Origin of the sequence: Streptomyces sp. TG1A-60 (genome assembly GCF_037201975.1) — a bacterium.
Lineage (GTDB): Bacteria > Actinomycetota > Actinomycetes > Streptomycetales > Streptomycetaceae > Streptomyces.
The window spans coordinates 1421040-1443927 of record NZ_CP147520.1; the positions used below are offsets into that span (position 1 = coordinate 1421040).

At 70.3% G+C, this 22888-nt stretch carries 21 protein-coding genes; 7 read left to right on the forward strand and 14 right to left on the reverse strand.

Translation table 11 applies throughout. The features are described from left to right. The first annotated feature begins 2194 nt into the window (after positions 1–2194). Positions 2195–3034, forward strand: a complete 840-nt coding sequence (locus WBG99_RS05665) for an AfsR/SARP family transcriptional regulator (protein WP_338895254.1) — start codon at positions 2195–2197, stop codon at positions 3032–3034. 544 nt (positions 3035–3578) lie between these two features. On the opposite strand, the gene WBG99_RS05670 is transcribed toward WBG99_RS05665, so the two are convergent. From WBG99_RS05670 to ccrA, 4 genes are all read right to left on the reverse strand, one after another. Then, a complete protein-coding gene (locus tag WBG99_RS05670; RefSeq protein ID WP_338895255.1) occupies positions 3579–4349 on the reverse strand; it encodes an alpha/beta fold hydrolase in 771 nt (256 codons plus the stop codon). A 62-nt stretch (positions 4350–4411) separates the two neighbouring features. Then, positions 4412–5302: a 3-hydroxybutyryl-CoA dehydrogenase gene (locus WBG99_RS05675; protein ID WP_338895256.1), complete on the reverse strand. Its 891-nt coding sequence runs from the start codon at positions 5300–5302 to the stop codon at positions 4412–4414. Further along, complete coding sequence (locus WBG99_RS05680; protein ID WP_338895257.1) at positions 5299–6297, reverse strand: ketoacyl-ACP synthase III; 999 nt, start codon at positions 6295–6297, stop codon at positions 5299–5301. The genes WBG99_RS05675 and WBG99_RS05680 overlap by 4 nt, the downstream gene beginning before the upstream one ends. Positions 6298–6360: 63 nt before the next feature. Next, the gene (gene ccrA, locus WBG99_RS05685; protein WP_338895258.1) at positions 6361–7707 is read right to left on the reverse strand and encodes a crotonyl-CoA carboxylase/reductase; all 1347 of its coding nucleotides are present in this window, start codon (positions 7705–7707) and stop codon (positions 6361–6363) included. 515 nt (positions 7708–8222) lie between these two features. On the opposite strand from ccrA, the gene WBG99_RS05690 reads away from it, so the two are divergent. Beyond that, entirely contained in the window at positions 8223–8468 is a 246-nt protein-coding gene (locus WBG99_RS05690; protein WP_338895259.1) for a hypothetical protein, read from the forward strand. 553 nt (positions 8469–9021) lie between these two features. Continuing rightward, the gene (locus WBG99_RS05695; protein ID WP_338895260.1) at positions 9022–9609 is read left to right on the forward strand and encodes an RNA polymerase sigma factor; all 588 of its coding nucleotides are present in this window, start codon (positions 9022–9024) and stop codon (positions 9607–9609) included. A 453-nt stretch (positions 9610–10062) separates the two neighbouring features. Here the strand turns inward: WBG99_RS05695 and kynU are convergent, their stop codons facing one another. The 8 genes from kynU to paaA all read right to left on the reverse strand — a co-directional run bounded on the left by kynU (position 10063) and on the right by paaA (position 16724). Then, positions 10063–11331 (reverse strand): kynureninase, encoded by a 1269-nt coding sequence (gene kynU, locus WBG99_RS05700; protein ID WP_338895261.1) that lies wholly within the window; start codon positions 11329–11331, stop codon positions 10063–10065. A 43-nt stretch (positions 11332–11374) separates the two neighbouring features. Continuing rightward, complete coding sequence (locus tag WBG99_RS05705; RefSeq protein WP_338895262.1) at positions 11375–11815, reverse strand: hypothetical protein; 441 nt, start codon at positions 11813–11815, stop codon at positions 11375–11377. Between the two features lie 287 nt (positions 11816–12102). Next, positions 12103–12948: a tryptophan 2,3-dioxygenase family protein gene (locus WBG99_RS05710; protein ID WP_338895263.1), complete on the reverse strand. Its 846-nt coding sequence runs from the start codon at positions 12946–12948 to the stop codon at positions 12103–12105. Between the two features lie 79 nt (positions 12949–13027). Further along, on the reverse strand, positions 13028–14131 hold the full coding sequence (locus WBG99_RS05715; RefSeq protein WP_338895264.1) for a 2Fe-2S iron-sulfur cluster-binding protein: 1104 nt from the start codon (positions 14129–14131) through the stop codon (positions 13028–13030). Positions 14132–14139: 8 nt separating this feature from the next. After that, a complete protein-coding gene (gene paaD, locus WBG99_RS05720; protein ID WP_338895265.1) occupies positions 14140–14637 on the reverse strand; it encodes a 1,2-phenylacetyl-CoA epoxidase subunit PaaD in 498 nt (165 codons plus the stop codon). Further along, complete coding sequence (gene paaC, locus WBG99_RS05725; RefSeq protein ID WP_338895266.1) at positions 14634–15422, reverse strand: 1,2-phenylacetyl-CoA epoxidase subunit PaaC; 789 nt, start codon at positions 15420–15422, stop codon at positions 14634–14636. Before paaC ends, paaD begins: the two co-directional genes overlap by 4 nt. Then, positions 15412–15714: a 1,2-phenylacetyl-CoA epoxidase subunit PaaB gene (gene paaB / locus WBG99_RS05730; RefSeq protein ID WP_338895267.1), complete on the reverse strand. Its 303-nt coding sequence runs from the start codon at positions 15712–15714 to the stop codon at positions 15412–15414. The genes paaC and paaB overlap by 11 nt, the downstream gene beginning before the upstream one ends. Continuing rightward, positions 15711–16724: a 1,2-phenylacetyl-CoA epoxidase subunit PaaA gene (paaA, locus tag WBG99_RS05735; RefSeq protein ID WP_338900233.1), complete on the reverse strand. Its 1014-nt coding sequence runs from the start codon at positions 16722–16724 to the stop codon at positions 15711–15713. Before paaA ends, paaB begins: the two co-directional genes overlap by 4 nt. A gap of 192 nt (positions 16725–16916) precedes the next feature. Here paaA and WBG99_RS05740 point away from each other — a divergent pair, with 192 nt between their 5' ends. Both WBG99_RS05740 and WBG99_RS05745 read left to right on the forward strand, forming a co-directional pair. Beyond that, positions 16917–17168 carry an acyl carrier protein gene (locus WBG99_RS05740; RefSeq protein ID WP_338895268.1) on the forward strand — a complete coding sequence of 84 codons (252 nt, stop codon included), beginning with the start codon at positions 16917–16919 and terminating at the stop codon, positions 17166–17168. After that, positions 17168–18676, forward strand: coding sequence for an AMP-binding protein (locus tag WBG99_RS05745; protein WP_338895269.1), 1509 nt, complete (start codon positions 17168–17170; stop codon positions 18674–18676). Before WBG99_RS05740 ends, WBG99_RS05745 begins: the two co-directional genes overlap by 1 nt. Before the next feature lie 325 nt (positions 18677–19001). On the opposite strand, the gene WBG99_RS05750 is transcribed toward WBG99_RS05745, so the two are convergent. After that, positions 19002–19979 carry a beta-ketoacyl-ACP synthase 3 gene (locus WBG99_RS05750; RefSeq protein WP_338895270.1) on the reverse strand — a complete coding sequence of 326 codons (978 nt, stop codon included), beginning with the start codon at positions 19977–19979 and terminating at the stop codon, positions 19002–19004. 729 nt (positions 19980–20708) lie between these two features. Here WBG99_RS05750 and WBG99_RS05755 point away from each other — a divergent pair. Together WBG99_RS05755 and WBG99_RS05760 are read left to right on the forward strand one after the other, a co-directional pair. After that, a complete protein-coding gene (locus tag WBG99_RS05755; protein ID WP_338895271.1) occupies positions 20709–21026 on the forward strand; it encodes a helix-turn-helix transcriptional regulator in 318 nt (105 codons plus the stop codon). Between the two features lie 10 nt (positions 21027–21036). Continuing rightward, a complete protein-coding gene (locus tag WBG99_RS05760) occupies positions 21037–21858 on the forward strand; it encodes a 4'-phosphopantetheinyl transferase superfamily protein (protein WP_338895272.1) in 822 nt (273 codons plus the stop codon). Positions 21859–21973: 115 nt separating this feature from the next. Here WBG99_RS05760 and WBG99_RS05765 read toward each other — a convergent pair whose 3' ends face one another. Further along, on the reverse strand, positions 21974–22888 hold the full coding sequence (locus tag WBG99_RS05765; RefSeq protein ID WP_338895273.1) for an SDR family NAD(P)-dependent oxidoreductase: 915 nt from the start codon (positions 22886–22888) through the stop codon (positions 21974–21976).

The following is a 22888-nucleotide window of genomic DNA, read 5'->3' on the forward strand; positions in this document are numbered from 1 at the left end:
CGGTCACCGTGACGTGGCACTTCGCGGCCTCGCTGTGCCTGATGACGTTGGCGGTCTCTTCTCTCGACACGATGGTCTGGACGGCTTCGAGCACCGCGTCCGGCCGGTCGTGGTCGGCTGCGAACGACATGGAGTACCGGTAGTCCCTGGCGACCACACGCAGGTCGGTGAGGGCCTGGCGTGAGGTGTCCGGAATCGCCGCGGTCTCCTGACGGGCGCGGTGCGCTTCTGCCGGAACCCGTCGATGGGCCGGCTCCCCCTTCAGGACGATGGCGGCTCTCCAGGTCATCCACCCCGTCAGCAGCGTGCACACGGCGCACGGGACAGCTGTGTGGAACGGCGCTTCCGCCCAGGCGATGCCCATAGCGCCGACGACGACCCGGGACCGGACGAGCCGGACCCCGCGCCGTCTGAACGGCGAACACGAGCACGAAGAGGGCGATGAGGGGCGCGGGTTGGGTCCGGTCACCGCGTCAATGACACCCTGGGAGGCGATGACCGAGTGGGACGACGGTGACGATCCGGGTCGTCCAGTACATGGGGATGTCATGGTCCGGCTGCCGGTCCTGTCCGTCCGGCGACCACTCCCCAGCACTCCCGGGACCGTCTTGCGCGAGGCGCCGACGCGCCTTCCACTGCTCCGAGGAGCACCCACATTTCGTCTCCTCACTCCGGCCGCGCACGGTCCGGCCCCCGTCTGAATTCGACACCCATGACATACGAACGCCATTTCCGTTCACCTGGGGACGGCCGCAGCGAGAGGCGGCTGGTGAGGCGTGGATTTTCGCGCCTGAATGAGGCAATCAGAGCGCAGGAATAACACGGAGACAAAAGTCGAGGATGCGCTCCGACCTTCCTTCTCGGCTTTCCCCTTCTGTCTTCGGCAGGTCTCGAGCATCGGCGACCCGGCATTCTGCTCCGCCTCGCGAACTCCATTCCCCCGCGGCACGCGTCCAAACCGCCCAGGGCAGACCTGAATGCGGCATACACCACTGACGGCGTATGCACCCCAACCCCCCCTAGCAAGAGCGGCACATACGCGAGGGGCCAGGTCAACCGTCTCTGCACCCGGCACCCTCTCCGCCCCGTCGGGCCCCGCCCGCCCTCGCCACGCCCGAGCCGGTGGTAAACACAACTTTCTGATTCCGCGATGCGCCCCACAGCGATAAATCCAACATGAAATTAGGGGGGGCGATGAGCAGGGAGCGATCATGAACCCATGATGGCAGACCCAGCCATCGTGTCAAGATTCTTGAACACTAAAGTCTCCCCCAGCTTTCATGAACGATCTCACTTTCCATTTAGAGGAAAGGAGCCAGGGCTTCGGCATAGTCGGACCGTTGTCCGGTTTGTTATCACCCGCACCGAGAAGTACGAAAAGCCGTCCGGAGTCGCGGGCGTTTCGCCGGAGTCCTGCCGCGATGCCGATCGCGCCGGTTCGCTGCACAGCGCCGATGGCCAGGCGCCATCGCGCCGGGTGCGTTGCCGGTCCGCAGCCGGGAGGCGTCCTCGGCGAAGGTGGTGGCGCGGACGTGGGGCAGCGATTCGCCGGTCCCGTGGTCGCGGTCAGTCGTGCGAGCGCCGCGGAGTGGCCTGTGCGACGGTCAGGCCGGTGACGGCGTAGATCGTCTTGACGGCGGCCTTCCGGGCCCCGGCAAACAGCAGGTTGTTCACGGTGGCGGCCTTGGTCCGTTGCCCGTCAGCGATCCACTGGCCGACCGCCGGCACGAGGTCGCCCGGCCGGTACCGCACAAGCGGTCAGCGCGTACACGACCGCCAGGGCACGCCGGACGCCGCGGGGATCACACGGGTCCGGTACCGCGTTGTCTGCGGCCTTCCGTGCTGGCGGAGTTGGCCAAGGGCAGGCGGTATCCGCGATGATGCGTCGGCAGGTGCGGTCTCCCGGTCGGATCACGGGGCGTCGAGAGCTCCATGATCCTGGAAGCCGCGCCGCCTCCCGTTTCCGTGGTCGCCACCGACAGCCCGTCATGAACCGGACGCCACATGACTGCCGAAGCCCTGGGCCAGATGCCGTCCGGCCCTCGGGCACAGGCCTTCCGAGGCCGCTCGGCCACTTGAGGCACGACATGACTTATTCACATGCAAACTCGTGAATGGATCACTGGGCCCCACGGCACGATCCTGCCAGTCTTCAAGGCACGGGGGGTTCCGCAAGAGGAGCAGAGGAGTCCGAATGACGGACATCACGGTTCTGGGGCCGTTCACAGCTACCTACGGACAGTCGTCGTTCGCCCCCAGCGCCACCAAGCCCCGCCAAATCCTGGCACTCCTGGCATTACAGGCCGATCGCGTCGTCCCCGCGCCAACCCTGATGGAGGAGATCTGGGGCGAGGAACTGCCGCGCAGCGCCGTCACGACACTGCAGACCTACATCCTGAAGTTGCGCCGCAAGCTCTCCGCCGCGCTGGAGTGCGACGCGGTGGAGGCGAAGGACGTACTGGTGACCCTTCACGGTGGGTATCTCCTGCGGACCCAGCCCGAGCGGGTGGACGCACAGGAATTCGAGAAGCTGGCCGCCTCGGGTGGCAGAGCCTTCGAGGCGGGTGACGAGCCCACGGCATCCCGACTCCTCGGCCAGGCGCTCGGGCTCTGGCGCGGGCCCACGCTCATGGATGTGAAGGTGGGCCGTGTTCTGGAGCTGGACGTCGTCCGACTGGAGGAGAAGCGGATGACCGTCCTGGAGCGGCGGATCGACGCGGACCTCGGACTCGGGCGCCATGGCGAACTCGTCCCGGAACTCTCCGTGCTGGCCGCCCGGCACCCCATGCACGAGACGTTCTGCGTGCAGCTCATGACGGCCCTGTACCGGTCCGGCGGCGCGTGGCGGGCCCTGGAGGCCTACCAGCGACTGCGCTCGGCCCTGGTGAAGGAACTGGGCCTGGAACCCTCGCAACGACTGAAGCGGCTCCACCAGGCGGTGCTGTCCGGCGAGGAGTTTGCCGACCACCGCAGCTTCGGCACATCCCACAGCGCCACCGCGGCCCGGCTGACCAGCCGGACGACCGCCGCCTGAGGCTGCCCGGGGCCACCGGGGCCGTCCACCGCCACGTGCCGGCGGACCTCCGGGGCCCCCGTGTCCCCTGCACCGGTCCACACCCGACGTCGTCGATCTCGAGCGGTGCTTCGGCCCGCCGTTCGCCGCGGGCGCTCTCGGGCACGCCACGCGGCTCGCCGTCGACGAGCGCGGCCAGGTGCCGACCGAGGCCGGGCGGGTGCTCGACGAGTGCGGTTCCCACACCGCGTTCGTGCCCGGCCCGCTCGGCGGGAGGCCGATCCGGCTGGATGACCTCAGCCGGGCCGTCGGGCCGGTCTTCCGGCGGGAAGCCTCGCGCGGCTTCGGCCACGGCTCACCGCCCTCTGCGCCGGCGCACCGTGCGGACCTGTGGCGACAACCGGCAGCGTGACCGAACTGCCCGACCAGGGCCGGTGTCGGAAGTCCCGTCGTCCGCCCGCAGGGCGGGCCCCGCGGTGTCCGGTGCGCGCTCTCGGCGTGCCGAGCTTTTCCTCGTGCTGGACGTACTCGGCGTTTCGGCCGTTGCGACGCGAGGGCGTACCCATCAATGCTCCGGTCCCGCAGTCGGGCCTGACTCGGTCGCCGCCAGAACGGCCGGTGGACCGATCCGGCCGAGCCGGCCCGCCAGGGCCGTCAGGAACTCCGGCTCGTCGAGGAAGAAGTGACCCTCGCGCAGCAGCGTCAGGTCGAAGGGCTGTTCGGTGAGCTCGGCCCAGGCCTCCATGCCCGCCGGATCGGTCAGCCGGTCCCGGAGCCCCGCGAAGGCGGCGATCGGCACGTCCAGCGGCTCACTGTGCGTATGGGCGTAGGTCTCGACCATCCGCAGGTCGGCGCGGAGCGACGGCAGGTACACCTGCAGCACCGACGGATTCGCGAGCAGGGCTTGAGGGATGCCGCCCATCCGGCTCAGTCCGGCCGTGAACAACGGATCCGGAAGCATGTGGAGGGGCTCGTGGGACAGCGGCCAGACAGGACTGGTGCGCCCGGAGACCAGCAGCAGTTCGGGCGGTGTGCCCAACTCCCGCAGACGCCTCGTGGTCTCGTAGGCGACGAGTGCGCCGAAACTGTGGCCGAACAGGGCGAAGGGCCGACCCTCGTCCTCCCCCATCAGACGGATCACCTCGGTCACGACCTGCCCGATGTCCCGCAGCAGGCGCTCGCGCAGCCGCGTCCCGTGGCCGGGCAGTTCCAGCGGGACGACCCGCACTCCCCGTGGCACCGCGGTCTCCAGGCGGCCGTACGGCCGTGCGCTGCCGCCCGCGTGCGGCAGGCAGTAGAGAGTAAGCCAGGTCTCGGGAGTGCAGACCTGCGTCATGGATCGTCTCCTTCCGCGGCACGGAGAAGGCCCGTGCCACCTCGATCACCAGTGGGTTCGGATCACCCGTAGTGATAGAACCCTCGCCCCGCCTTCCTGCCCAGGCGTCCGCTCTCGACCATGCGCGTCAGCAGCGGCGGCGGGGCGTAGAGCGCGTTCTTGAACTCGTCGTAGAGGGCGTCGGCCACCGAGCGCAGGACGTCCAGGCCGATCAGGTCGGCGAGTTTGAGCGGGCCCACGGGGTGGGAGCAGCCCAGTGTCATGCCGCGGTCGATGGTCTCGGCGGAGGCGAAACCCGACTCGACCATCCGCACGGCAGCCAACACATACGGCATCAGCAGCGCGTTCACCACGAAACCGGCGCGGTCCGTCGACCGGATGGCCTGCTTGCCGAGGCCCACGGTCACGAACTCCTCGGCCCGGGCCAGCACCGACTCCGCCGTCTGCAGGGAGGAGATGATCTCGACGAGCGGGATGAGCTGCGCCGGGCTGAAGAAGTGAAGGCCCAGGACCTGCCCGGGCCGACCGGTCGCGCTCGCCATGGCCGTGATGGACAGGGAGGAGGTGTTCGAGGCCAGGATCGCCTCCGGGTCCTCCAGCGTCTTGTCGAGCAGGGCGAACAGCTCGACCTTGGCGGCCTTGTCCTCGGCGATGCTTTCGATCACCAGCTGACGGTCCGCCAGGTCGATCAGGTCGGTGGTGAAGGAGATCCGGCCCACCGCGGCATCCCCCTCGGTCGCGCCGATCCGCTCCGCGCGAACCGCCCGGTCGAGGGAGGCCAGGATGCGGCTCCGCCCGGCCACGAGCGAGTCCTTCGAGGAGACGGCCACCCGCACCTCGTACCCGGCCAGCGCCGACAGTTCGGCGATGCCCGAGCCCATCAGTCCGCAGCCGACGACACCGACCCGCTCCACCCGTCCGACCGCTTCCTTGCGGCGTGACGTCGGCATCATGCGGCGGCCCCCCAGCGCAGATAGGCGGCCGCCATCGACATGCCACCGCCGAAGGTGCCCAGCATGACGAGGTCGCCGGGCCGCAGGTGTCCCGCGCGGGCGGCGTCGTCCAGGGTGACCCCGGCCGAGGCGCTCCCGGTGTTCCCGTAGCGCTCCAGCGTGCGGTGGGTGTGCGCGTGGGCCAGACCGCCGACCTCGACGAGTTGGGAGAGCAGCACGCCATTGGGCTGGTGCGGAACGAAGTGCCGCACCTCGCTGAGCGGGATGCCCGTCCTCTCGGCCAGGCGCCGCGCGAAGGGCGGAAAGTTCTCCATCACGAAGTCCCGCACCCCCCGCCCGTCCATGCGGAAGAAGTGGTCACCCCGGGCGAGGGTCTCGGCGGATGCGGGGAGCCGGCTGCCGCCCGCGTCCACCCGGATGAGCCGCTGGGCATCACCGCGGCTGGCGAGTTCGAAGTCGACGAACCCGTACCCGTCCCCCGTCCGGCCGACGAGCGCCGCCCCGGCGCCGTCGCCGAGCAGCACCGCCGTGCGGCGGTCGGAGAAGTCCAGACACCGGGAGTACACATCGGCGGCGACCACGAGGGCAAGGCTCTCCGGCCGCTGGGCGACCAGGGCACGGGCTAACGCGAGGGCGTAGACGAAGCCGCTGCACACCACGTTGATGTCGAAGCAGGCGGCACGAGCGGCACCCAGGAGGTCCTGCACGAGACAGGCAGTGGGAGGCTGCGGTGAGTCCCCCGTCGAGGTGGAGACGATCAGATAGTCCACGTCGCCAGCCGACACACCGGCCTGATCCAGTGCCTCGGCCGCGGCGCGGGCGGCCAGATCGGACGTCGCCTCGCCGGGTGCCGCGTAGCGCCGGCTCCTGATCTGTGTCTTGCGCTCGATCCATTCGGTTTCCACTCCGACGCGTACGGCGACCTCGGCGTTGCTCACCTCCTGCTTCGGAAGATACGAACCCGTACTCAGGATTCCTATGGGGCGGGAAAGCATGGAGGGAGGTTCTCCTTCGGACGGGATTCCGCGTTCATGTCGGGTTCCGGGTCAGGCACGACTTCAATTGCGGGCGGGATTCCGGTCGGGATTCCGCAACAAGTTGAGCCGCTTCTCCCCGATCCTCGCCCTCAGTTCGGGATCCGTCACGCCCAGTCCCTCGCGAGGGGCCAGGCAGAGCACTCCGACCTTTCCGACGTGCCGGTTCTGCTGCACCAGGCGTACCGCCGCGCCGGTTTCCTCGAGCGGATAAACGTCGGACAGCACCGGAAGCAGTTTCGAGAGGCTGAACAGCCGGTTACACTCCGCCATCTCCTGAAGGTTCGCGGCATGGCTGCCCACGATGCGCTTCACATTCATCCACAGATAGCGGTTGTCGTACTGGTGCTGGTAGCCGGTGCTCGATCCGCAGGTGACGACCGTGCCGCCGCGGCGGGCCACGAACACCGAGATCCCGAAGGTAGCCCTGCCGACGAAATCGAAGACCACATGGGGATCCTCACCGGTCTCCCTGCGGATGACTTTGCCCAGCCGCTTGCCCAGTGTGATCGCGTCCTCGGGCGCGGTGTCGCCGTGCAGGCCGATCTCCGCACGGTTGACCACCACGTCGCAACCGAGGGCCCGCACCAGCCGTGCCTTCTCCTCCGAGCCGACCACGCCGACCGCGATACCGCCCGCGTTCTTGACCAGTTGGACGGCGTAGGCGCCGAGGCCGCCGGCCGCTCCCCAGATCAGGACGACGTCGCCGAGCTTGATCTGGGCCCCCCGGTGGCTGATCAGCATTCGGTAGGCGGTTCCTGCGGTCAGCAGGTTGACGGCTGCCTCCTCCCATGTCAGATGGGCCGGCTTGGGCAGGAGCTGGCTCGCCCGGACCACCGAGTAGTGCGCCAGCCCACCGAAGTTGGTCTCGAAGCCCCAGGCGCGCTGCCCGCTTCCCTGTATGCCGTCGGAGTGTGTCATCGGCTCCTGGTCGTCGACCTGTCCGGGGCTGACCACGACGTGGTCGCCCACCCGCCACCTGCGGGTGCCGGAGCCCACGCGGACGATGACGCCGGCGGCGTCGGACCCGATGACGTGGTAGGGCTGGTCGTGCCGGGCGGCGTAGCCGCCCTCCCTGCCCCAGCGTTCCAGGAAAGTGAAGGTCGGGATCGGCTCGAACATGGCCGACCAGACGCTGTTGTAGTTGACGGAACTGGCCATCACGGCCACCAGCACCTCGTCCGGGGCCAGTTCCGGCATGGGCACCGTGCCCACGTGGAGCGACTTCCGGACGTCCTTGTCCTCGACCCCCGTGAAGATGCCCACATCTTCCTTGCGAAGGTGGGCGGCAAGGTATTCGTCCGGGACATTCTCCCGTTGCAGTTCTTCCGGGTCCGCACCGGCCAGCACCGCCTCGGTCAGAGAAGACATGGGAATTCCTCCAATTCGACTCAGAACAGCTTCTTTCCCACGGCTTTGGCCTTGGCCTCTGTCCGCGCTCGGCGAGGCCGAAATACCTGACGACGCACTTCGCCCCGGCCATGTGGTCGTACAGGGCGTCGATGAACCCGGACGCATGCGAGGTCGGGCATCAGCGGTGGCCACCGTCTACCGGGAGGAGTGACTGGAGCCGAACGCTTCCGGGCCGGAACCGCGTCCGCGAACTGCGGCGCGATGTCCGGGAACCGGAAGATGCGCCAGTGGGACTCCTCCTCTGGCAAGCGGTCCCGTTCCGGGTGGACACCCGGAACGGAGCTGAGGCCGACGCTGCACGGGGAGTTCGGGGAGCGGCCACGTTGTACTGCGGTGGTTTGCCGAGCATCACGTACCCCTCCGCCGGTCCGGGAACACCAGGCCCGGTCCGGATCACATCACTGGCGAGTCGCACTTCGGCGGAAATCCACTTGAAGACTGGCCGGTCGGTTCGTCGTTGGGGAGCCGGGCCGGTGGACGTCGACCGCGATGCCCCGCGCCCGAGCGTGCCGGATGAGCCGTTCGGCCGCCCGCTTGCTCTGCAGGTAGCCGTTGACCAGCTTGCCGCCCCCGAAGATCCGATGTGCCAGCGGTCCGGCGGCACCTCGGTGACGACATCGGTGGTGTCCTTCAGCAGCCGCCACAGCCGCTCGGCTCCCGATCCGCCGCCGGGCAAGCGCCATCCCACGCCCACGATGGCCACGGCGTCGGTGTACTGAGATGCCGTGCCGAAGCCAGTCATCCCTTCGGACCGCCGGGCGAACGGTGTGCGACCACCCTCCGCGGGCTGTCCGGAACGGCCCTCGAGCACGGCTGGCCAGCACATCCCGAGCCGTTCGGCCGGGGTTCCAGGCAGATTCCAGTCGGCCTGGCCAGGCTTCGGGGCATGAGAAACCACGATGCCAGGGCTCACCCGGCGTACGACGTCGCAGTGCTCGGCGGCCGTCTCTCAGCAGGCCTGCCGGCGGCGGTTCTGGCCGGACCAGCGTCCGGGTTCTGCTGGTGAGCACTCCGGGTGATCGCTTTGAGCCCGGGCGAGACCACGATGCCGTGCACCACCGACCGCCTTCGGCCTGTCCACCGAGTTGCCCGCGTGGCTCCGCGGCACCAGCGGCGCGAACCCCGGCCTGGGCCGCCTCTCTCACCGGCCGGGCCGGAGGGACGCGATCCGGCCGGGCCGGCACCCGCCCCTGACCACGGCGACCGACGCTGAGGGACGTCCTCAAGGAGAGCAGACCAGCCCCCGAACGCCCGCCACACTCGTGAGGCCCCATGTCCAGCACCCTTACGTCAAGCACGCCCAAGGCCAGCCCCGAACCCTGCGACGCCGACGTCGTCCCTCTCCGCGACCGCCACGCCCCGCAGGTGAGCATCCTGTTGCCACGCGCTCAGGCCGGCGACCGTCAGGCCATGAACGACCTGTTGCAGCACGTCGCCCCACTGGTCGTGCGGCACTGTCAGCGGGTCACCCGGCGGCACGGCCCGGATGCCGCGCAGGAGGCCATGCTCGCGATCTACCGCGGCATCCGCGGACTGCGCGAGCCCAATGCCTTCTACGCCTGGGCCCGCGCGATCGCCGTACGGGAAGCCGTCCGCGCCCACCGGCGCCTGGGTGACTTCGCGGCCGAGGATCTGCCCGACCTGGTGCAGGACAACAATCCCATGGCCGCCGTCCACATCAGCGATGTCCTGGACCGGCTGCCGAACCACCATCGCGAGGTACTCACCCTCCGCGCGGTCTACGGCCTGGACGAGCAGGAGATGGCGACGGCGCTCGCCCTCCCTCTCGGGACGGTCCGCTCCCGGCTGCACCGGGCCCGGCAGAACTTCCACGACGCCTGGCACCGGCAGTCCGCCTGACAGCCCGGCCCACGGCGTCATGCCACACCCTCCCGCTCCGGGATCTCCGGCCCAGGACAACAGGAGGCCGAGGGCGGACTCCGGTCACGAGCGGTCCGCCGCGCGGCCTGGTGTCGCGTCTCGGTATCCGGGCACAGCGCGCGAGTCACCCCGTTGCCATCGCCTGCGCCTGCTGGTGCCGGCCGGGAGACCCGAGCGCAGCCCGGCACGGACAACTCGTCGCCGGGACCGCGCCGGACGTCGCCGTCCGAGGGTGGCTCGACGCCGACCGGACCCGGGGGGAGCCGGACCGCTTCCGCGTCCCGGGGCGGGACGCGGCTCGTGCGGGTCCCGCTCTGCTCCGGTCCTGGTCGCCAGGGCCTGCTCGCCCCGGCCGGCGCGCGGCTCGCACTGCGGGAGGCCACGTCCGCCGTGCGCAGCGCGAGGCGTGTGGTCTGCACTTGTGCCGGTCGGTCAGGTGACGGCGGCGCGGTGTCGGAAGCGCGGGTCCCGGTACTCCCCTCGGGTAACAGCCTCCCGCAGGTGTCGTACGGCCGTCAGCATGTCGCGATGGGAGACGTACAGGGCGTTGACGCCGAACCGCAGCAGGTCCGGAGCCCGCATGTCCCCGATGACGCCGCGGGCGGCGAGCGCGCGCACCAGCGGATACGCGTCCGGATGCCGGAGAGCCACCTGGCTGCCGCGACGGTCCGGTTCCCGGGGGGTGACCACGGTGAAACCGAGACCGTCCAGCAGGGTGTCGGCGCATTCCATGAAGAACCCGGTCAGCGACAAGCTCTTGGCCCGGACCTGCTCCATGCCGACCCCCTCGAAGGCGGTGAGGGCCGCCTCCAGCGCGAGCAGGGAGAGGATCGGCGGCGTGCCGATACGGGCCCGCTCCACTCCCGGGGCAGGGATGTAGTCACCGCTCAGTTCGAAGGGATCCACGTGCCCGTTCCAGCCGGTGAGCGGATGGTCGAAGGCGGCCTGGTGGCGCCTGGCGATGTAGATGAAGGCCGGGGCGCCCGGTCCGCCGGACAGGAACTTGTAACCGCAGCCCACCGCCAGATCGACGCCCAGCTCGTCCAGTCGGACGGGCAGCGCGCCGGCCGCGTGGCACAGATCCCACAACATCAAACCTCCGGCCTCCTGTACGGCACGGGTGATCGCAGCCATGTCGTGGAGCTCACCGGTGCGGTAGTCGACCGGGGAATAGCCGGCCACCGCCACCTCGTGTCCCCGTTCGGCCAAGCACCGCGGCAGGTCGTCCACCGCGACCCTGCGGACCTCCAGACCGAGCAGCCGGGCCACCGAGTCGGCGATGTACCCGTCGGTGGGGAAGTGGCCCGGGTCGGTCAGCAGCACCCGCCGCCCGGGACGCAGCCGCGCTGCCGCGATCAGGCCGTTGAACAGTTGGACGGTGGTGGAGTCGCCCGCCACGGTCTGCCCGGGCGCCGCGCCGAGCAGCCGTCCGATCGCCTCCCCCACCCGCAGCGGCGCCTGCCACCACTGGTGCTCGTTCCAGGAGCGGATCAGGCCCACACCCCATTGCCGGTGCACGCCATCCGCGAGCGCTCCCGGCACCGCGGCCGGCAGGGCACCGAGCGAGTTGCCGTCCAGATAGACGATTCCGTCGGGCAGGACGAAGCGTTCCCGCTGTGCTGCCAGCGGGTCCGCGGTGTCGAGTGCGGACGCCCGTGCCCTCAGTTCCTCCAGGGCGGGTGTGCACTCGGAGACGGTCACGGGCGCTCCTTCCCGTGGCGGGCCGGCCGGGTGAAGACGGCGGTCACCTCGTGGAGGTCTGCGCGCCGGGCTCCACGAGGGTGTGGTGGCCGGCCTCCGACAGGATGACCAGCTCCTCCTCGGGGCGCACCGCCCAGTGGTCGCAGAACTGTTCCAGCGGCGCCTCCTCGGCGGCGGCGCCGTGCGGGACCGTCATCGGCACGCCGGTCGAGTCCCTGTCCCGCAGCAGCGTGAGCGCAGTCCGGAACTCGGCGTGGTCGGGGCCGCCGAGCAGTTCCAGCGCCGCACCGTTGCTGTGGCCCTCCCGGATCACCCTGCCGAGATCGGTGACCGGAGCCGGCGCGAGCACCGCGGGCAGCCGCCCGCGCGCAGCCGCCCACAGGGCGAGGTGGCCGCCGGCGCAGCACCCAGGAGCGGCCGGCCGGGACGGTGTCCACCGCCAGAGCGACGTCGTCGAACGCGCCCGGACAGCCTCCGTCGCCACCGGCCCGCCGGAACTCGGGCAGCACCGTGGTGAACCCGTTCGCCGCCAGGTACGCGGCGAAGCGCGTCAGACGCATCCGGTCGTACCGCCAGTGGCCACCGTGCCGCAGTAGGACCGGCGGGACCTCCGGGTCCTCGGCCGGCCACAGGTCGTAGACCTGGCTGGAGTGCTCGCCGCAGGAAGGGTGGACCGGCGCGAGCACGGGCTTCAGGCCCAGCACTCGGCGCTCTTCCTCGGCTGCGACTGCGACTGCGACTGCGACTGCGACTGCGACTGCGGAGATCTGCCTAGACATGACCGCGCGCACTCCAGATCTCGGGAAACACGGGTCGGGCGGCACGTTTCTCCAGCCAGGCGACCCCCGAGGAGCCGCCGCTGCCCGCCTTGGAGCCCATCGCCCGGCGGGTGGCGAGCACATGGTCGCTACGCCAGCGTATGACCAGCTCGGCGATGTCGGTCAGGGCCTCGCCCAGGTCCAGCAGCGGGTCGTTCTGCGGGCCGGCGTAGATACGCCGCCAGACCTCCTCGACGTCCGGGTCGGCCTCGTACGGGGCGGTCACGTCGCGTTCCAGCACGTGGTCCGGGACGGGCAGGCCCCTGCGGTGCAGGTAGACCAGCGTCTCGTCGTACAGCGACCGCTCGTTCAGCAGCTCCTCCAGCTCGACGTACGCCCTGGGATCCTCCCGCTGCGGGTTCATCAGCGAACGGGACTTGTCGCCGAGCAGGAACTCCAACTGCCGGTACTTCGCCGACTGGAAGCCGGACGCCACGCCGAACGCCGCGCGGAATCCGTTGAACTGGCCCGGGGTCATCCTCGCGATCGGCCGGAGGGAGTCGTTGAGGGCGTGATGAGCGCTGATGCTGCGGCGCAGGGCGCCCATGGCGCGCTCGTGGTCGTCCTTGACCAGCGCGTCCCGGGCGGACCGCCACTCGTGGACCACCAGGGTGAACCACAGCTCCATCACCTGGGCCGTGACCAGGAACCCCATCTCGTGCGGGTCGTCGGTCAGAGGCTGCTGCAGGGAGGACAGCACCGAGGCGTGGACGTAGTCGTCGTAGGGGGTCCTTCCCCGGAAGGTCACCACCGGATCGTCCGTCCCCGGGTCGCGGGGCCCTGACGTGGTGTCGGTCATCGCGTCTCCTCAACAAGGTGCGCCGATCAGCGCGCTGGGATGCAGCAGGCAGTGGTCGTGCGGTGCCCTTCTCGTCCGCTCAGAGGTCGAAGTCCAGCCCCGTCTCGTCGGACTGCGGGCGGGCACGGCAGGCAAGGGTGTATCCCGCCGCGAGTTCTCCGGGCCCCAGCACGTACTGGCGGCCGGTCGTGACTGCTCCGTGGGTCACCCTGGCGCGACAGCTTCCGCACAGACCCTCGCGGCAGGAGTACGGAATGTCCGGCCGGTCCCGCAGCAGTGCGTCCAGCGCCACCCGGTCCTGGTCCTCCATGACGGCTACGGTCGTCCGTCCGCCGAGAGAGGCGGTGATCCGCATGGTGCGGGCGCGCGGTTCGGCCACCGGCGGTGACGGGTCCCGGGAGGCGAGGGAGAAGTGTTCGGAGCGTATCCAAGCCGGGTCGGCACCCCACTGGGTCAGGGCCTCGCGCAGCGACGTGACCATTGCCCAGGGCCCACAGAGGTAGAAGTACGCGTGGCCGTCCGGCTCGGCGCCGACCGCGCGGAGCAGTCGCGGCAGCCTCGTGGTGTCGATGTGGCCGGAGAGCATCTCGGCCTCGCGGGTCTCCCGGGTCAGCAGGTACAGGGGGAGGAACCGGTCGACGTGGGCGTCCTTGAGGTCGACGAGTTCGTCAGCGAGCAGCACCGACCGGGCCGTTCGGTTGATGTAGACCAGCGACACCCTGCACCGGGGATCGTCCTGCAGTGCCGCCGTAGCCATGCTCAACAGCGGAGTGATACCGCTGCCGGCGGCCACCATCACGTGGTGCGCCCCGGGCCGCGCCACGAGTCCGAAGCCGCCGGTCGGAGGCGCGATGTCCAGCACGTCACCGGCGGACAGCACGGTCGTGGCGTACTCCGCGAAGCCGCCGGGGCCGAGCCGCTTGACCACCAGGCGCAGTTCGCGCTGCCCGTAGGGTGACGGGCAGATCGAGTAACTGCGGCGGATCTCGGTCCCGTTCAGGAGGTGCCGGACGGTCACGTGCTGGCCGGGCCGGTGGGAGAAGGCACCGGCCAGCCGGTCCGGGAGGTCCAGAGTGAGGGCCACCGCCTCATCGGTGAGCGGCTGCACCCGCGCCACCCGCAGCCGGTGCCATCCGGTCGCGGGCCCGGTAAGCGCCACCACGCCCTGCTCGGTCGTCGTCATGGGCGCCGTCACACCGCCTTCATGTGGGGGAAGGACTCCCGGCAGGCGGTGCACACCAGGATCGTCTGGCATCCGGTCGACCCGAACGGGCCCAGCGGCCGGGTCGCCGCGGAACCGCAGTTCGGGCAAGGTCGGCCCAGGCCGAGCCGGACCGGCAGCGGTGCTCCTGCGGCACCGGGGGGCACGATGCCGTGTTCGGCGAGCTTGCGGCGACCCGCCCCGCTGATCCAGTCGGTGGTCCACGCGGGCGAGAGCGCCCACGTCACCCGCCCTTCGGGATGCCCGCACTCCGCCAGTACGGTCCGCAGGTCGGCCTCGATCACCGGGAGCGCCGGACAGCCGAGGTAGGTCGGCGTGACGACAACCTCCACAACACGGTCCGCGCCCTCCCGCACCGAACGGATCACTCCCAGGTCGGCCAGGGTGATCATCGGCAGTTCCGGGTCCGGTACGGCCTCCACCCGGGCCCGGACCTGGTCGGGGTCCAACCGGACGGCCGCGCTCACCAGACACCTCCGGGATACTGTCGGAAGACCGACTGGAATTCGGCCAGCAGCGGGGCGAACGCCTCGGTGTGGAGTCCCGACCGCCCGCCGGTCGCCTGCCAGGACGGCGCCGGGACGGTGAGCCCGGCCTCTGTCAGGATCCCGGTCACCTCCCGTTCCCAAGCGGCCCGGAGGCGGGCCGGGGCGACCGCCGTGCCGTCCGTGTCGAGCCGGGTCGTCAGGTCGTCGGCCTCGAACAGCTCGGCCGCATAGGGCCAGACGTGTTCCAGACCAGCCTGCATCCGCCGACGGCTCTCCTCCGTTCCCAGACCCAGCCGTACGGTCCACTGCGAGGCGTGCAGGCAGTGGTACTCCGCCTCCTTGGCCGCGCGAGAGGCAAAGGACGCCAGCCCCTCATCGGCCGATGCCGCCAGCTCCGCGTACAGCAGGCTCGTGTAGTGCGTGTACGCCAGCTGCCGGGCGATGGTGACGGCGAAGTCGCCGCCCGGCAGCTCCAGTAGCAGCGCGCTGCGGAACTCGCGCTCGGTCCTGCGGTAGGCGAAGTCGTCGTCGCTGCGGTTCGTCCCGTCCGAACGGCCACTGAAGCCCAGCAGGACCCGGGCGTGGCCGAGCAGGTCCAGTGCGATGTTCGACAGGGCCAGATCCTCTTCGATGGTGGGGGCGTTGGTCACCCAGGCGCACAGTCGCTGACAGAGGATCAGCGCGTCGTCACCGAGCCTGAGGGCGTAGTCGGCGACGTCGTGGTTCCGCGTACCGGCGAAGCCACCGGGGAGTTCACTCGTCATGGTCGTCTGCCTCGTTGAGCGGCACGTACATCTGCGGATACCGGTAAGGCTTGTCGGCTCCGTTGCTGAAGAAGGGGTCCTTCTCGCCGGGAGAGGAGGCCCGCACCGCGTCGGAGCGCACCACCCAGATCGACACCGGGTCCCCGCGGCGGGTGTAGAGGTCCCTTGCGTTGGCGATGGCCATGTCGGCGTCCGCGCCCTGGACCGAACCGACATGCTGATGGGAGAGGCCACGGCGCGGCCTGATGAACACCTCCCAGGGCGTCTGCGCCCCGACGGCTTCGCGGCTCATTGCTCCTGCCCCTCCGTCACCCGGCGTGCCGCGTAGGCGTCGGCCGCCGCCCGCACCCAGGCGCCGTTCTCGTGGGCCGCCACGCGGTGCGCCAGCCGCTGTCGGCCGCACTGAGCGCCGGCGGCCAGGGCCGTGCGGTACACCTGCCAGTCCACCGGCGTGAAGTCGTAGTGCCCGCGCTCCTCGTTCCAGCGGATCGCCGGGTCGGGCAGAGTCACTCCGAGTCGCTCCGCCTGCGGGACGACGTTGTCCAGGAAGCGCTGCCGCAGCTCGTCGTTGCTGTGGCGTTTGATCCCCCAGGCCATCGAACGGCGGCTGACCGCGGCGCCCATTGCCGCGGCCCTCGTGTCCCCGCCGCCCTCCACCGTGTCCGGCGGGCCGAACATCAGGGCCACCGCGGGCAGCCACCACCGGTTGACGGCGTCCTGTGCCATCTCCTGCTGCTCCCGCGTGCCCCGGCACAGCGTCCAGAGCAGGTCGTATCCCTGACGGACGTGGAAGGTCTCCTCCTGGCACACCCGCTGCATGGCCCTTGCGTACGGGCCGTAGGAAGTGCGGCACAGCGGGGCCTGGTTGATCACCGCAGCGCCGTCCGTCAGCCAGGCGATCGCCCCGGTGTCGGCCCAGGTCAGGGCGGGGTGGTTGAACGTGTCCGAGGACCGCTGGTGTCCACTGTGCAACGCGTCGAGGAGTTCGGCCCGGGTGACGCCGAGAGTCTCCGCCGCCGCGTACAGGTACAGGCCGTGTCCGGCCTCGTCCTGCACCTTGGCGAGCAGGGCGGCCTTGCGCCGGAGGGAGGGGGCCCGGGTCAGCCAGGACCCCTCCGGCTGCATCCCGATGATCTCCGAGTGCGCGTGCTGAGCGATCTGCCGGACCACCATCCGCCGGTAGCCGTCGGGCAGCCAGTCCCGGGGTTCGATGAACTCGTCGGCCGCGACGAGTTCATCGAAGTACTCGTCGCGATGCTTCCCGTCGTCCGCGGCAGCGGCCGTGGAACCTGCCTCGGTGATCACCTGGCACCTCCTCTGCCCTCTTCCCCATGGGCTTCACATACGGAGGAGTGGCGGCGCGGCGGGTTCAATCCCTCACCAGCTGTCGGAACCGCGTGAGCAACACCACAGCGGCGACAGGGATTGTCGGCACCCTCCCGCTCCTCCTTTCCGATCCGAGAGACCGCGTGGCGTTGTGAAGGGTGGACAAGCATGAGCACCATACGAGAGCTACTCACCGAACTGACTGGAACGTCGGAGTACGCCGAGAAACTCAGCGACGACACCGACCTGGCCGCCAGCGGTATCGACTCGGGGGACCTCGTTCGTCTGATCCTGCTCATCGAACAGCACACGGGAGCGGAGATCACCGCCCAGGACATGGAGAAGCTGTCCACCATCGCGGACTACGAACGGTTCCTCGCCGACCGTGCCGACTCCGCCCCGCAGCCGGGCGGTGCGTGATGTGGCTGACCCAGTTGCTGCAGCGCAACCACCAGTGCTTCCCGGACCGGACGGCACTGGTGGACGCGCGCCGCTCGGTCACCTGGGCCGAGCTCCACGACAGGGTGGCCCGACTCGCCCGCGGTCTCTCCGGGCGCGGCATCCGCCGCGGCGACCGCGTGGCCGTCCTCTCGCTGGACCGCATCGAGGTGCTGGAGACGTACTTCGCGCTGGCCCGTCTGGGAGCGCTGTTCGTCCCGCTCAACCACAGCCTCACCCCCGCTGAGGTGTTCGCGATCGCGGAGTCCTGCGATCCGGTGGCGGTGATCGGTGAGTCGGCCCTGCTGGAACGGCATCCGGACCTGCCGGTGCGGATCCGCGTGCCGGTGGACGGCGCGGAGTTCGCCGCACTGTGCGAGGCGGACGGGCCGGCCCTGTCCGACGCGCCCGTGCCAGACCATGCCGGGACCTCGGGTCTTCCCGACGTGCCGGACGACGCGCCGGCGGCGATCCTGCACACCTCGGCGACCACCGGCCGGGCCAAGGGCGTCGCCGTCGACCACGCCTCCTTCCGCGCCATCGCGCTCGGCTGGCTCGCCCAGGTGCGGCCCACGAACGACATCGTGATGGTCAACTGCTGCCCGCTGTACCACGGCAGCATGGTGGTCTCCCTCACCTACATGGCCGCGGGTGCCACCGTGGTGCTCATGCCGGGCTTCCAGCCTCAGCGGGCGCTGGCCGCGATCGAGGAGAACCGAGCCACGCACGTCTGGCTGGTGCCTCAGATGATCCGTTTCCTCATGCAGTCGAAGTCGCTGCAGAGCACGGACCTGTCCAGTCTGCGCGAGGTGCTCTACGGTGCCGCGCCGATGCCGCCGGAGGTCTACGCCGAGGCCTTCGATCGGCTCGGCTGCGGCTTCCGGCAGGTCTACGGGATGACCGAGGTGGGCGGTCCGTTCGTCACGCTCGGTCCGGACGAGCACCCCGCGCCGGGCACCACCGACGTGATCCCGGCCGGCCGGGTGATCCCCGGCATGTCTGTGAAGGCCCTGGACCCGAAGGACCAGGAGGTGTCCCCCGGCGTCATCGGGGAAATCTGTACGCGCGGCCCCGGAGTGATGCGCGGCTACTGGAACGACGAGAAGGCCACCGCCGACATCACGACGGACGGCTGGATCCGCACGGGCGATCTCGGCTTCATCGATCGCGACGGCCGGGTGCACCTGATCGACCGGAGCAAGGACCTGATCATCCGGGCAGGGCAGAACGTCTACCCCAGGGAGATCGAACAGGCACTGCGTTCCCACCCCGCGGTGCACGACGCCGCCGTGGTCGGGGTGGCGGACGCCGACTACGGCGAGGTGCCGCTGGCCTTCGTGGTGGCCGAGGACGGGACCACCCCCGACGAGGTGCAGGCCCACCTGGCCGGCCTCCTCGCCGCGTACAAGAGGCCCCGGCACATCCGGTTCATCGAAGAGGTGCCCAGGAACCCCGCAGGCAAGATCCTCAAGAAGTCACTGCCCGTCTGACCCGCACACCCTCTTGCGCACAGAGCCCGCACCGGGCCTCGACGCCGGGGAAACCGTCCTGGAGTTGCGCTCGTGCGAGAGGCGCAGGCGTGGTGGTCGGTCGGCCCGCGAAGCGGGCAGCCTTTGGCTGTGTTCTGTTGTACTGGCCAAGTTATTGCCGAAGTCAGCGCATGTGCTGGTGGTCTCGGTCGATGTTTCTGGTCCCGTCGTCGCAGTCCAGGCCCAAACGTCGAGGCGGTCGGCGTTGTGCCGGTCGGCCGGGGCGGGGCGAGCCCTTCCCCGCCGCGCGTCCGCGGCGGTGCGGGCCCGCTCCGCCGCGCCCTCGTCAGGGGCAGGAGATCACCTGCGCCGCGTAGCTGAGGCCCGCGCCGAAGCCCATCAGCAGGATCGGTTCACCGGGCCGGACCTGGCCGAGGTCGATCAGCCGGGACAGCGCCAACGGCACGGAGGCCGCCGAGGTGTTGCCGGTCTCCACGATGTCCCGGGCCACGGCGGCGTTCGTGGCGCCGAGGCTCGTCGCCAGACGCTCGATCATCCGCAGGTTCGCCTGGTGCGTCACGAAGCCCTTGAGGTCGGCCGGGGTGATCCCGGCGCGAGCGCAGGCCGCCGCCGCCACCGCGGCCAGCTCCGAGGTCACCCAGCGGTAGACGGCCTGGCCCTGCATGGTCACGCTGCCGTGTCGGTCGGGGATGGCGACCAGTCCGGCCTTGTCGCCGTCCCCGCCCCACTCCACCGGGTGAATCCCCGCCCGCTCCGCGGCGACGACGACCGCGGCACCGGCCCCGTCGGCGAAGACGGTTGCGGTGTCCACGTCTTCCTGGTCCACCCAGTCGGTCATCCGCTCGGCCCCGATGACCAGCGCGCGGCGGCTGGTGCGGGAGCGGATGAGGCCGTCGGCTACGCCGAGGGCGTAACAGAAGCCCGCGCAGGCCGCGTTGACGTCGAAGGCCGCGATGTGCGGGACACCGAGGAGCGCCGCGACGGACGCCGCGCCGCTCGGCATGGGCGACGGCATGGAGCAGGTGGCCAGGACCAGCAGATCGACGTCGGCGGCGGTGAGACCCGCCGCCGAGAGCGCCTTGGCCGCCGCGCCGGCCGCCATCCCCGTGACGGTCTCCTCCGCTCCGGCGAACCGCCGCTCGCGGACGCCCACCCGCCGCTCGATCCACTCGGCCGTGACGCCGAGGCCTTTCCCCAGCTCTTCGTTGCCGACGACCCGTTCCGGGCGGACGCCGGCGACGGCCGCGATCCGGGAACCGCCCGCGGCGTCGAAACCGGCCAGAGCGAATGAATTGGACAACATGCGGTCACCTCAAGCTGTCTGCGGCGGGGATGGTCCGGCGGGCACCGAAAATCCGGCCCTCCGGGGGCCTTGAATGCGGGGCGGTGTTTTGCACGGAACCGTCAGTTCCCCTTGGGTGAGAGTTTTTTCCTTATCCGCATCCGGCTTCGGACACGGCCACGAACCGGAGAAGACTGAATGAAGAACCGGTTTTTACGGTGCGGATTGCGCTTCACCACCCCTGCGGAGATTCCTGCACGAGGGTCGAAGGGCGTACGTCCACCCCTCGGTGACCATCGCAACGGTGGCCGACACAGGCGACTGGCCACGCCAACACCTGGGTCACCGAAGAGAGTTGAGTGATCGACTCATTTTGATTACAGTCAACGGGGCCGCCGGTAAAAGCTTGAACAGAACCACCGTTTCGCTTCATGGTTGATGATCTCTGGCGATCGGGTCGGTGCGTCCGGCTCCGGACTTGGGGTGGCGGCTGGTCTGCCCAGCATTCCCACGTGCCGCAGGTCTCGGCCTTCTCGGGGCGGATCGACCCATATTCGAGTGGGAATCCAGTCCAACCGGTGACCCTTCGCCATGGGAGTCCAGCGCGAGTGACGCAAGCCACAACGGCGACCGGCCGGTGCGAGTGCTGTCTAGATTCACTGTCGAGCCGAGGGGGGGATCGCGGTTGTGTACAACAAGTCGATCCGATTCCTCCTGCGGTGACGGCTTCCTCAAGGAGTTGGAGAACGCATGCATGGGGAGAAGCTTCCGGCCGACGGAGGCGTCGACGGACGAATACGGGTCGGTGGCGGCCGCCTGGCATCGGTGGAGCGATCCGCCCTGCGGGTGCTGACCCCACGGGAGCTCGAAGTGTTCAGCGTGCTGCCGGACGGTGAGGGGAACCGGGAGCTCGCCCGCCGGCTCGGCATCGCAGAGCGGACGGTCAAGGCCCATCTGACCAGCATCACCAGGAAGCTGGGGCTGCGGTCCCGGGTGGAGGCCGCACTCCTCGCGGCGGAGTGGTCGGACGACCTCCGGCTCGATCCGAAGGGCCTCGACAGGCCGTAGTGGCACCTTCATGACTGAGTCCCTTCCGGTGGGGGCGGCGGGCGGGCCGCCCGGGCCTCATGACACCGACACGGACGATCCGCTCGACCGGGCGGACAGGATCGACGCGGTCGACGTGTGGACGCTGTGGATTCCGGACCACGCCGCGGCAGCCGCCGCGCGCGCCGCGATCCTCGACGCCGAAGAGGCGAAGCGTGCCGCCGGGTTCCAGGACCCCGCAGCACGCATGCGCTTCGTCACGTCCCACGTGGGGCTGCGCGTGCTGCTCGGCGCCCGCCTCGGGACCGCTCCACAGGACGTCGCGCTCGTCCGCGAGCGGTGCGGGATGCCCGGCTGCGAGAAGCCGCACGGGCGTCCCGCCGTCGCCGACCACCCCGGGGTGCACTTCTCGCTCTCGCACGCCGGGGACGTCGCACTCTACGCGCTGGCCGCCTCGCAGGTGGGGGCCGACATCGAGTCGCTGGAACTGGCCGGCGACGGCCTCGAACGGATGGCCCGGCGCCTGCACCCCGACGAGCGGCGCGCCCTCGACACCCTGCCTCCGACGGTGCGTCAGGAGGGGCTGCTCGGTTGCTGGGTGCGCAAGGAAGCCTTCCTCAAGGGGATCGGCACCGGACTGCCCGGCGGGGTCGGCACCCATCACGTCGGCCTCGCAGCGGCACTGGCCCCACCCTGGGCACCGTCCGGGCCCCACGGCTGGGCCCTCCTCGACGTGCCCGCGCCCGACGGCTGCCACGCGGCCGTCGCCCTGCGTCTCCAGAGCCCCGTGGGACGAGGACGGCTCCCCACCATGCGTACCTCCCGACTGCTGCTGGAATCGCTGCTTGAGTGACCGGGGCGAGGGGACGCACGGCTCACCTCCGGACGACGGCCGGCGTGGGAGACGTGGCCGAGCTGCCCGACTGAGGTGGACAGCGTGATCGGTCCGGCACCGTCGAACCGGTCGCCTACTGCTCCGCCGCCGACTTGACCACCTTGTTCAGCCGGTGCATCCGGGTCGCCAGGCTCATCCGGCCCTCCAGGCGGAAGGCCGGCGGCTGCCGTCCGTCCACGTCGGCGAAACCGTACTCCACCGCCAGGTCGCCGGTGCTGAGCACCTTGCCCGTGCGCTCCATCACCTCGGGGTCCGCGAGCAGGGCCGCGATCGCCCGCCCCACGTACTCCGGGGAGTGGACCACCGAAGCGGGACCGTCACCCATCGCCTCCCAGGCGGCCTCCACCCGCTCCGTACGGACGAAGCCCGGGTGCAGGGAGAGCGCCGCGACACCCTTCTTGCGCAGGTCGGCGGCGAAACCCCGGCACATGCGGTCGGAGGCCGACTTGAAGACGTCGTAGCCGACCTGGCCGAGGTAGATGTCGCCGTCGGAGAAGCTGATGCCGACGACCAGGCCGCTCTGCTGCGGCAGCATCAGGGGGACGAGCCTGCGGGTGACGTCGTACTGCGCGCGCAGCGACGTCTCGAACAGGCCGTAGCGCCACATCGGCTGGTCCCAGAAGGGCGCGTCGAAGCGGACCTCGGAGGAGCGTTCGTAGCCTCCCCAGGCGTTGTTGACCAGCAGGTCCAACTTGCCGTGGTCGGCCTGGACGCGGGCGGCGAGCGCCTCGTTGTCCGCGGCCGCTCCGTGGTCGCAGCGCACGGCGATGCCCTTGCCGCCGCGCTCGGTGACCTCCTCGGCAGTGCTGTCCACCGTGCCGGGCAGTCCTTCGGTGCTCGCGCCGTCCCGAGTGCTGCGGCCCGTGACGTACACGGTGGCGCCCGCGGCGCCGAGCGCGAGCGCGATGCCGCGGCCCACTCCACGGCTGGCGCCGGTGACCACGGCCACCTTGCCGCCCAGGTCCGGCGAGTTCCAGTCCTCGTTCAC

Bases quoted from the DNA above. Each gene is read 5' to 3' on its own strand.
- WBG99_RS05665 (WP_338895254.1), top strand. From the start codon at position 2,195: ATGACGGACATCACGGTTCTGGGGCCGTTCACAGCTACCTACGGACAG.
- WBG99_RS05670 (WP_338895255.1), bottom strand. From the start codon at position 4,349: ATGACGCAGGTCTGCACTCCCGAGACCTGGCTTACTCTCTACTGCCTG.
- WBG99_RS05675 (WP_338895256.1), bottom strand. From the start codon at position 5,302: ATGATGCCGACGTCACGCCGCAAGGAAGCGGTCGGACGGGTGGAGCGG.
- WBG99_RS05680 (WP_338895257.1), bottom strand. From the start codon at position 6,297: ATGCTTTCCCGCCCCATAGGAATCCTGAGTACGGGTTCGTATCTTCCG.
- ccrA (WP_338895258.1), bottom strand. From the start codon at position 7,707: ATGTCTTCTCTGACCGAGGCGGTGCTGGCCGGTGCGGACCCGGAAGAA.
- WBG99_RS05695 (WP_338895260.1), top strand. From the start codon at position 9,022: ATGTCCAGCACCCTTACGTCAAGCACGCCCAAGGCCAGCCCCGAACCC.
- WBG99_RS05710 (WP_338895263.1), bottom strand. From the start codon at position 12,948: ATGACCGACACCACGTCAGGGCCCCGCGACCCGGGGACGGACGATCCG.
- WBG99_RS05715 (WP_338895264.1), bottom strand. From the start codon at position 14,131: ATGACGACGACCGAGCAGGGCGTGGTGGCGCTTACCGGGCCCGCGACC.
- paaC (WP_338895266.1), bottom strand. From the start codon at position 15,422: ATGACGAGTGAACTCCCCGGTGGCTTCGCCGGTACGCGGAACCACGAC.
- paaB (WP_338895267.1), bottom strand. From the start codon at position 15,714: ATGAGCCGCGAAGCCGTCGGGGCGCAGACGCCCTGGGAGGTGTTCATC.
- WBG99_RS05740 (WP_338895268.1), top strand. From the start codon at position 16,917: ATGAGCACCATACGAGAGCTACTCACCGAACTGACTGGAACGTCGGAG.
- WBG99_RS05745 (WP_338895269.1), top strand. From the start codon at position 17,168: ATGTGGCTGACCCAGTTGCTGCAGCGCAACCACCAGTGCTTCCCGGAC.
- WBG99_RS05750 (WP_338895270.1), bottom strand. From the start codon at position 19,979: ATGTTGTCCAATTCATTCGCTCTGGCCGGTTTCGACGCCGCGGGCGGT.
- WBG99_RS05755 (WP_338895271.1), top strand. From the start codon at position 20,709: ATGCATGGGGAGAAGCTTCCGGCCGACGGAGGCGTCGACGGACGAATA.
- WBG99_RS05760 (WP_338895272.1), top strand. From the start codon at position 21,037: ATGACTGAGTCCCTTCCGGTGGGGGCGGCGGGCGGGCCGCCCGGGCCT.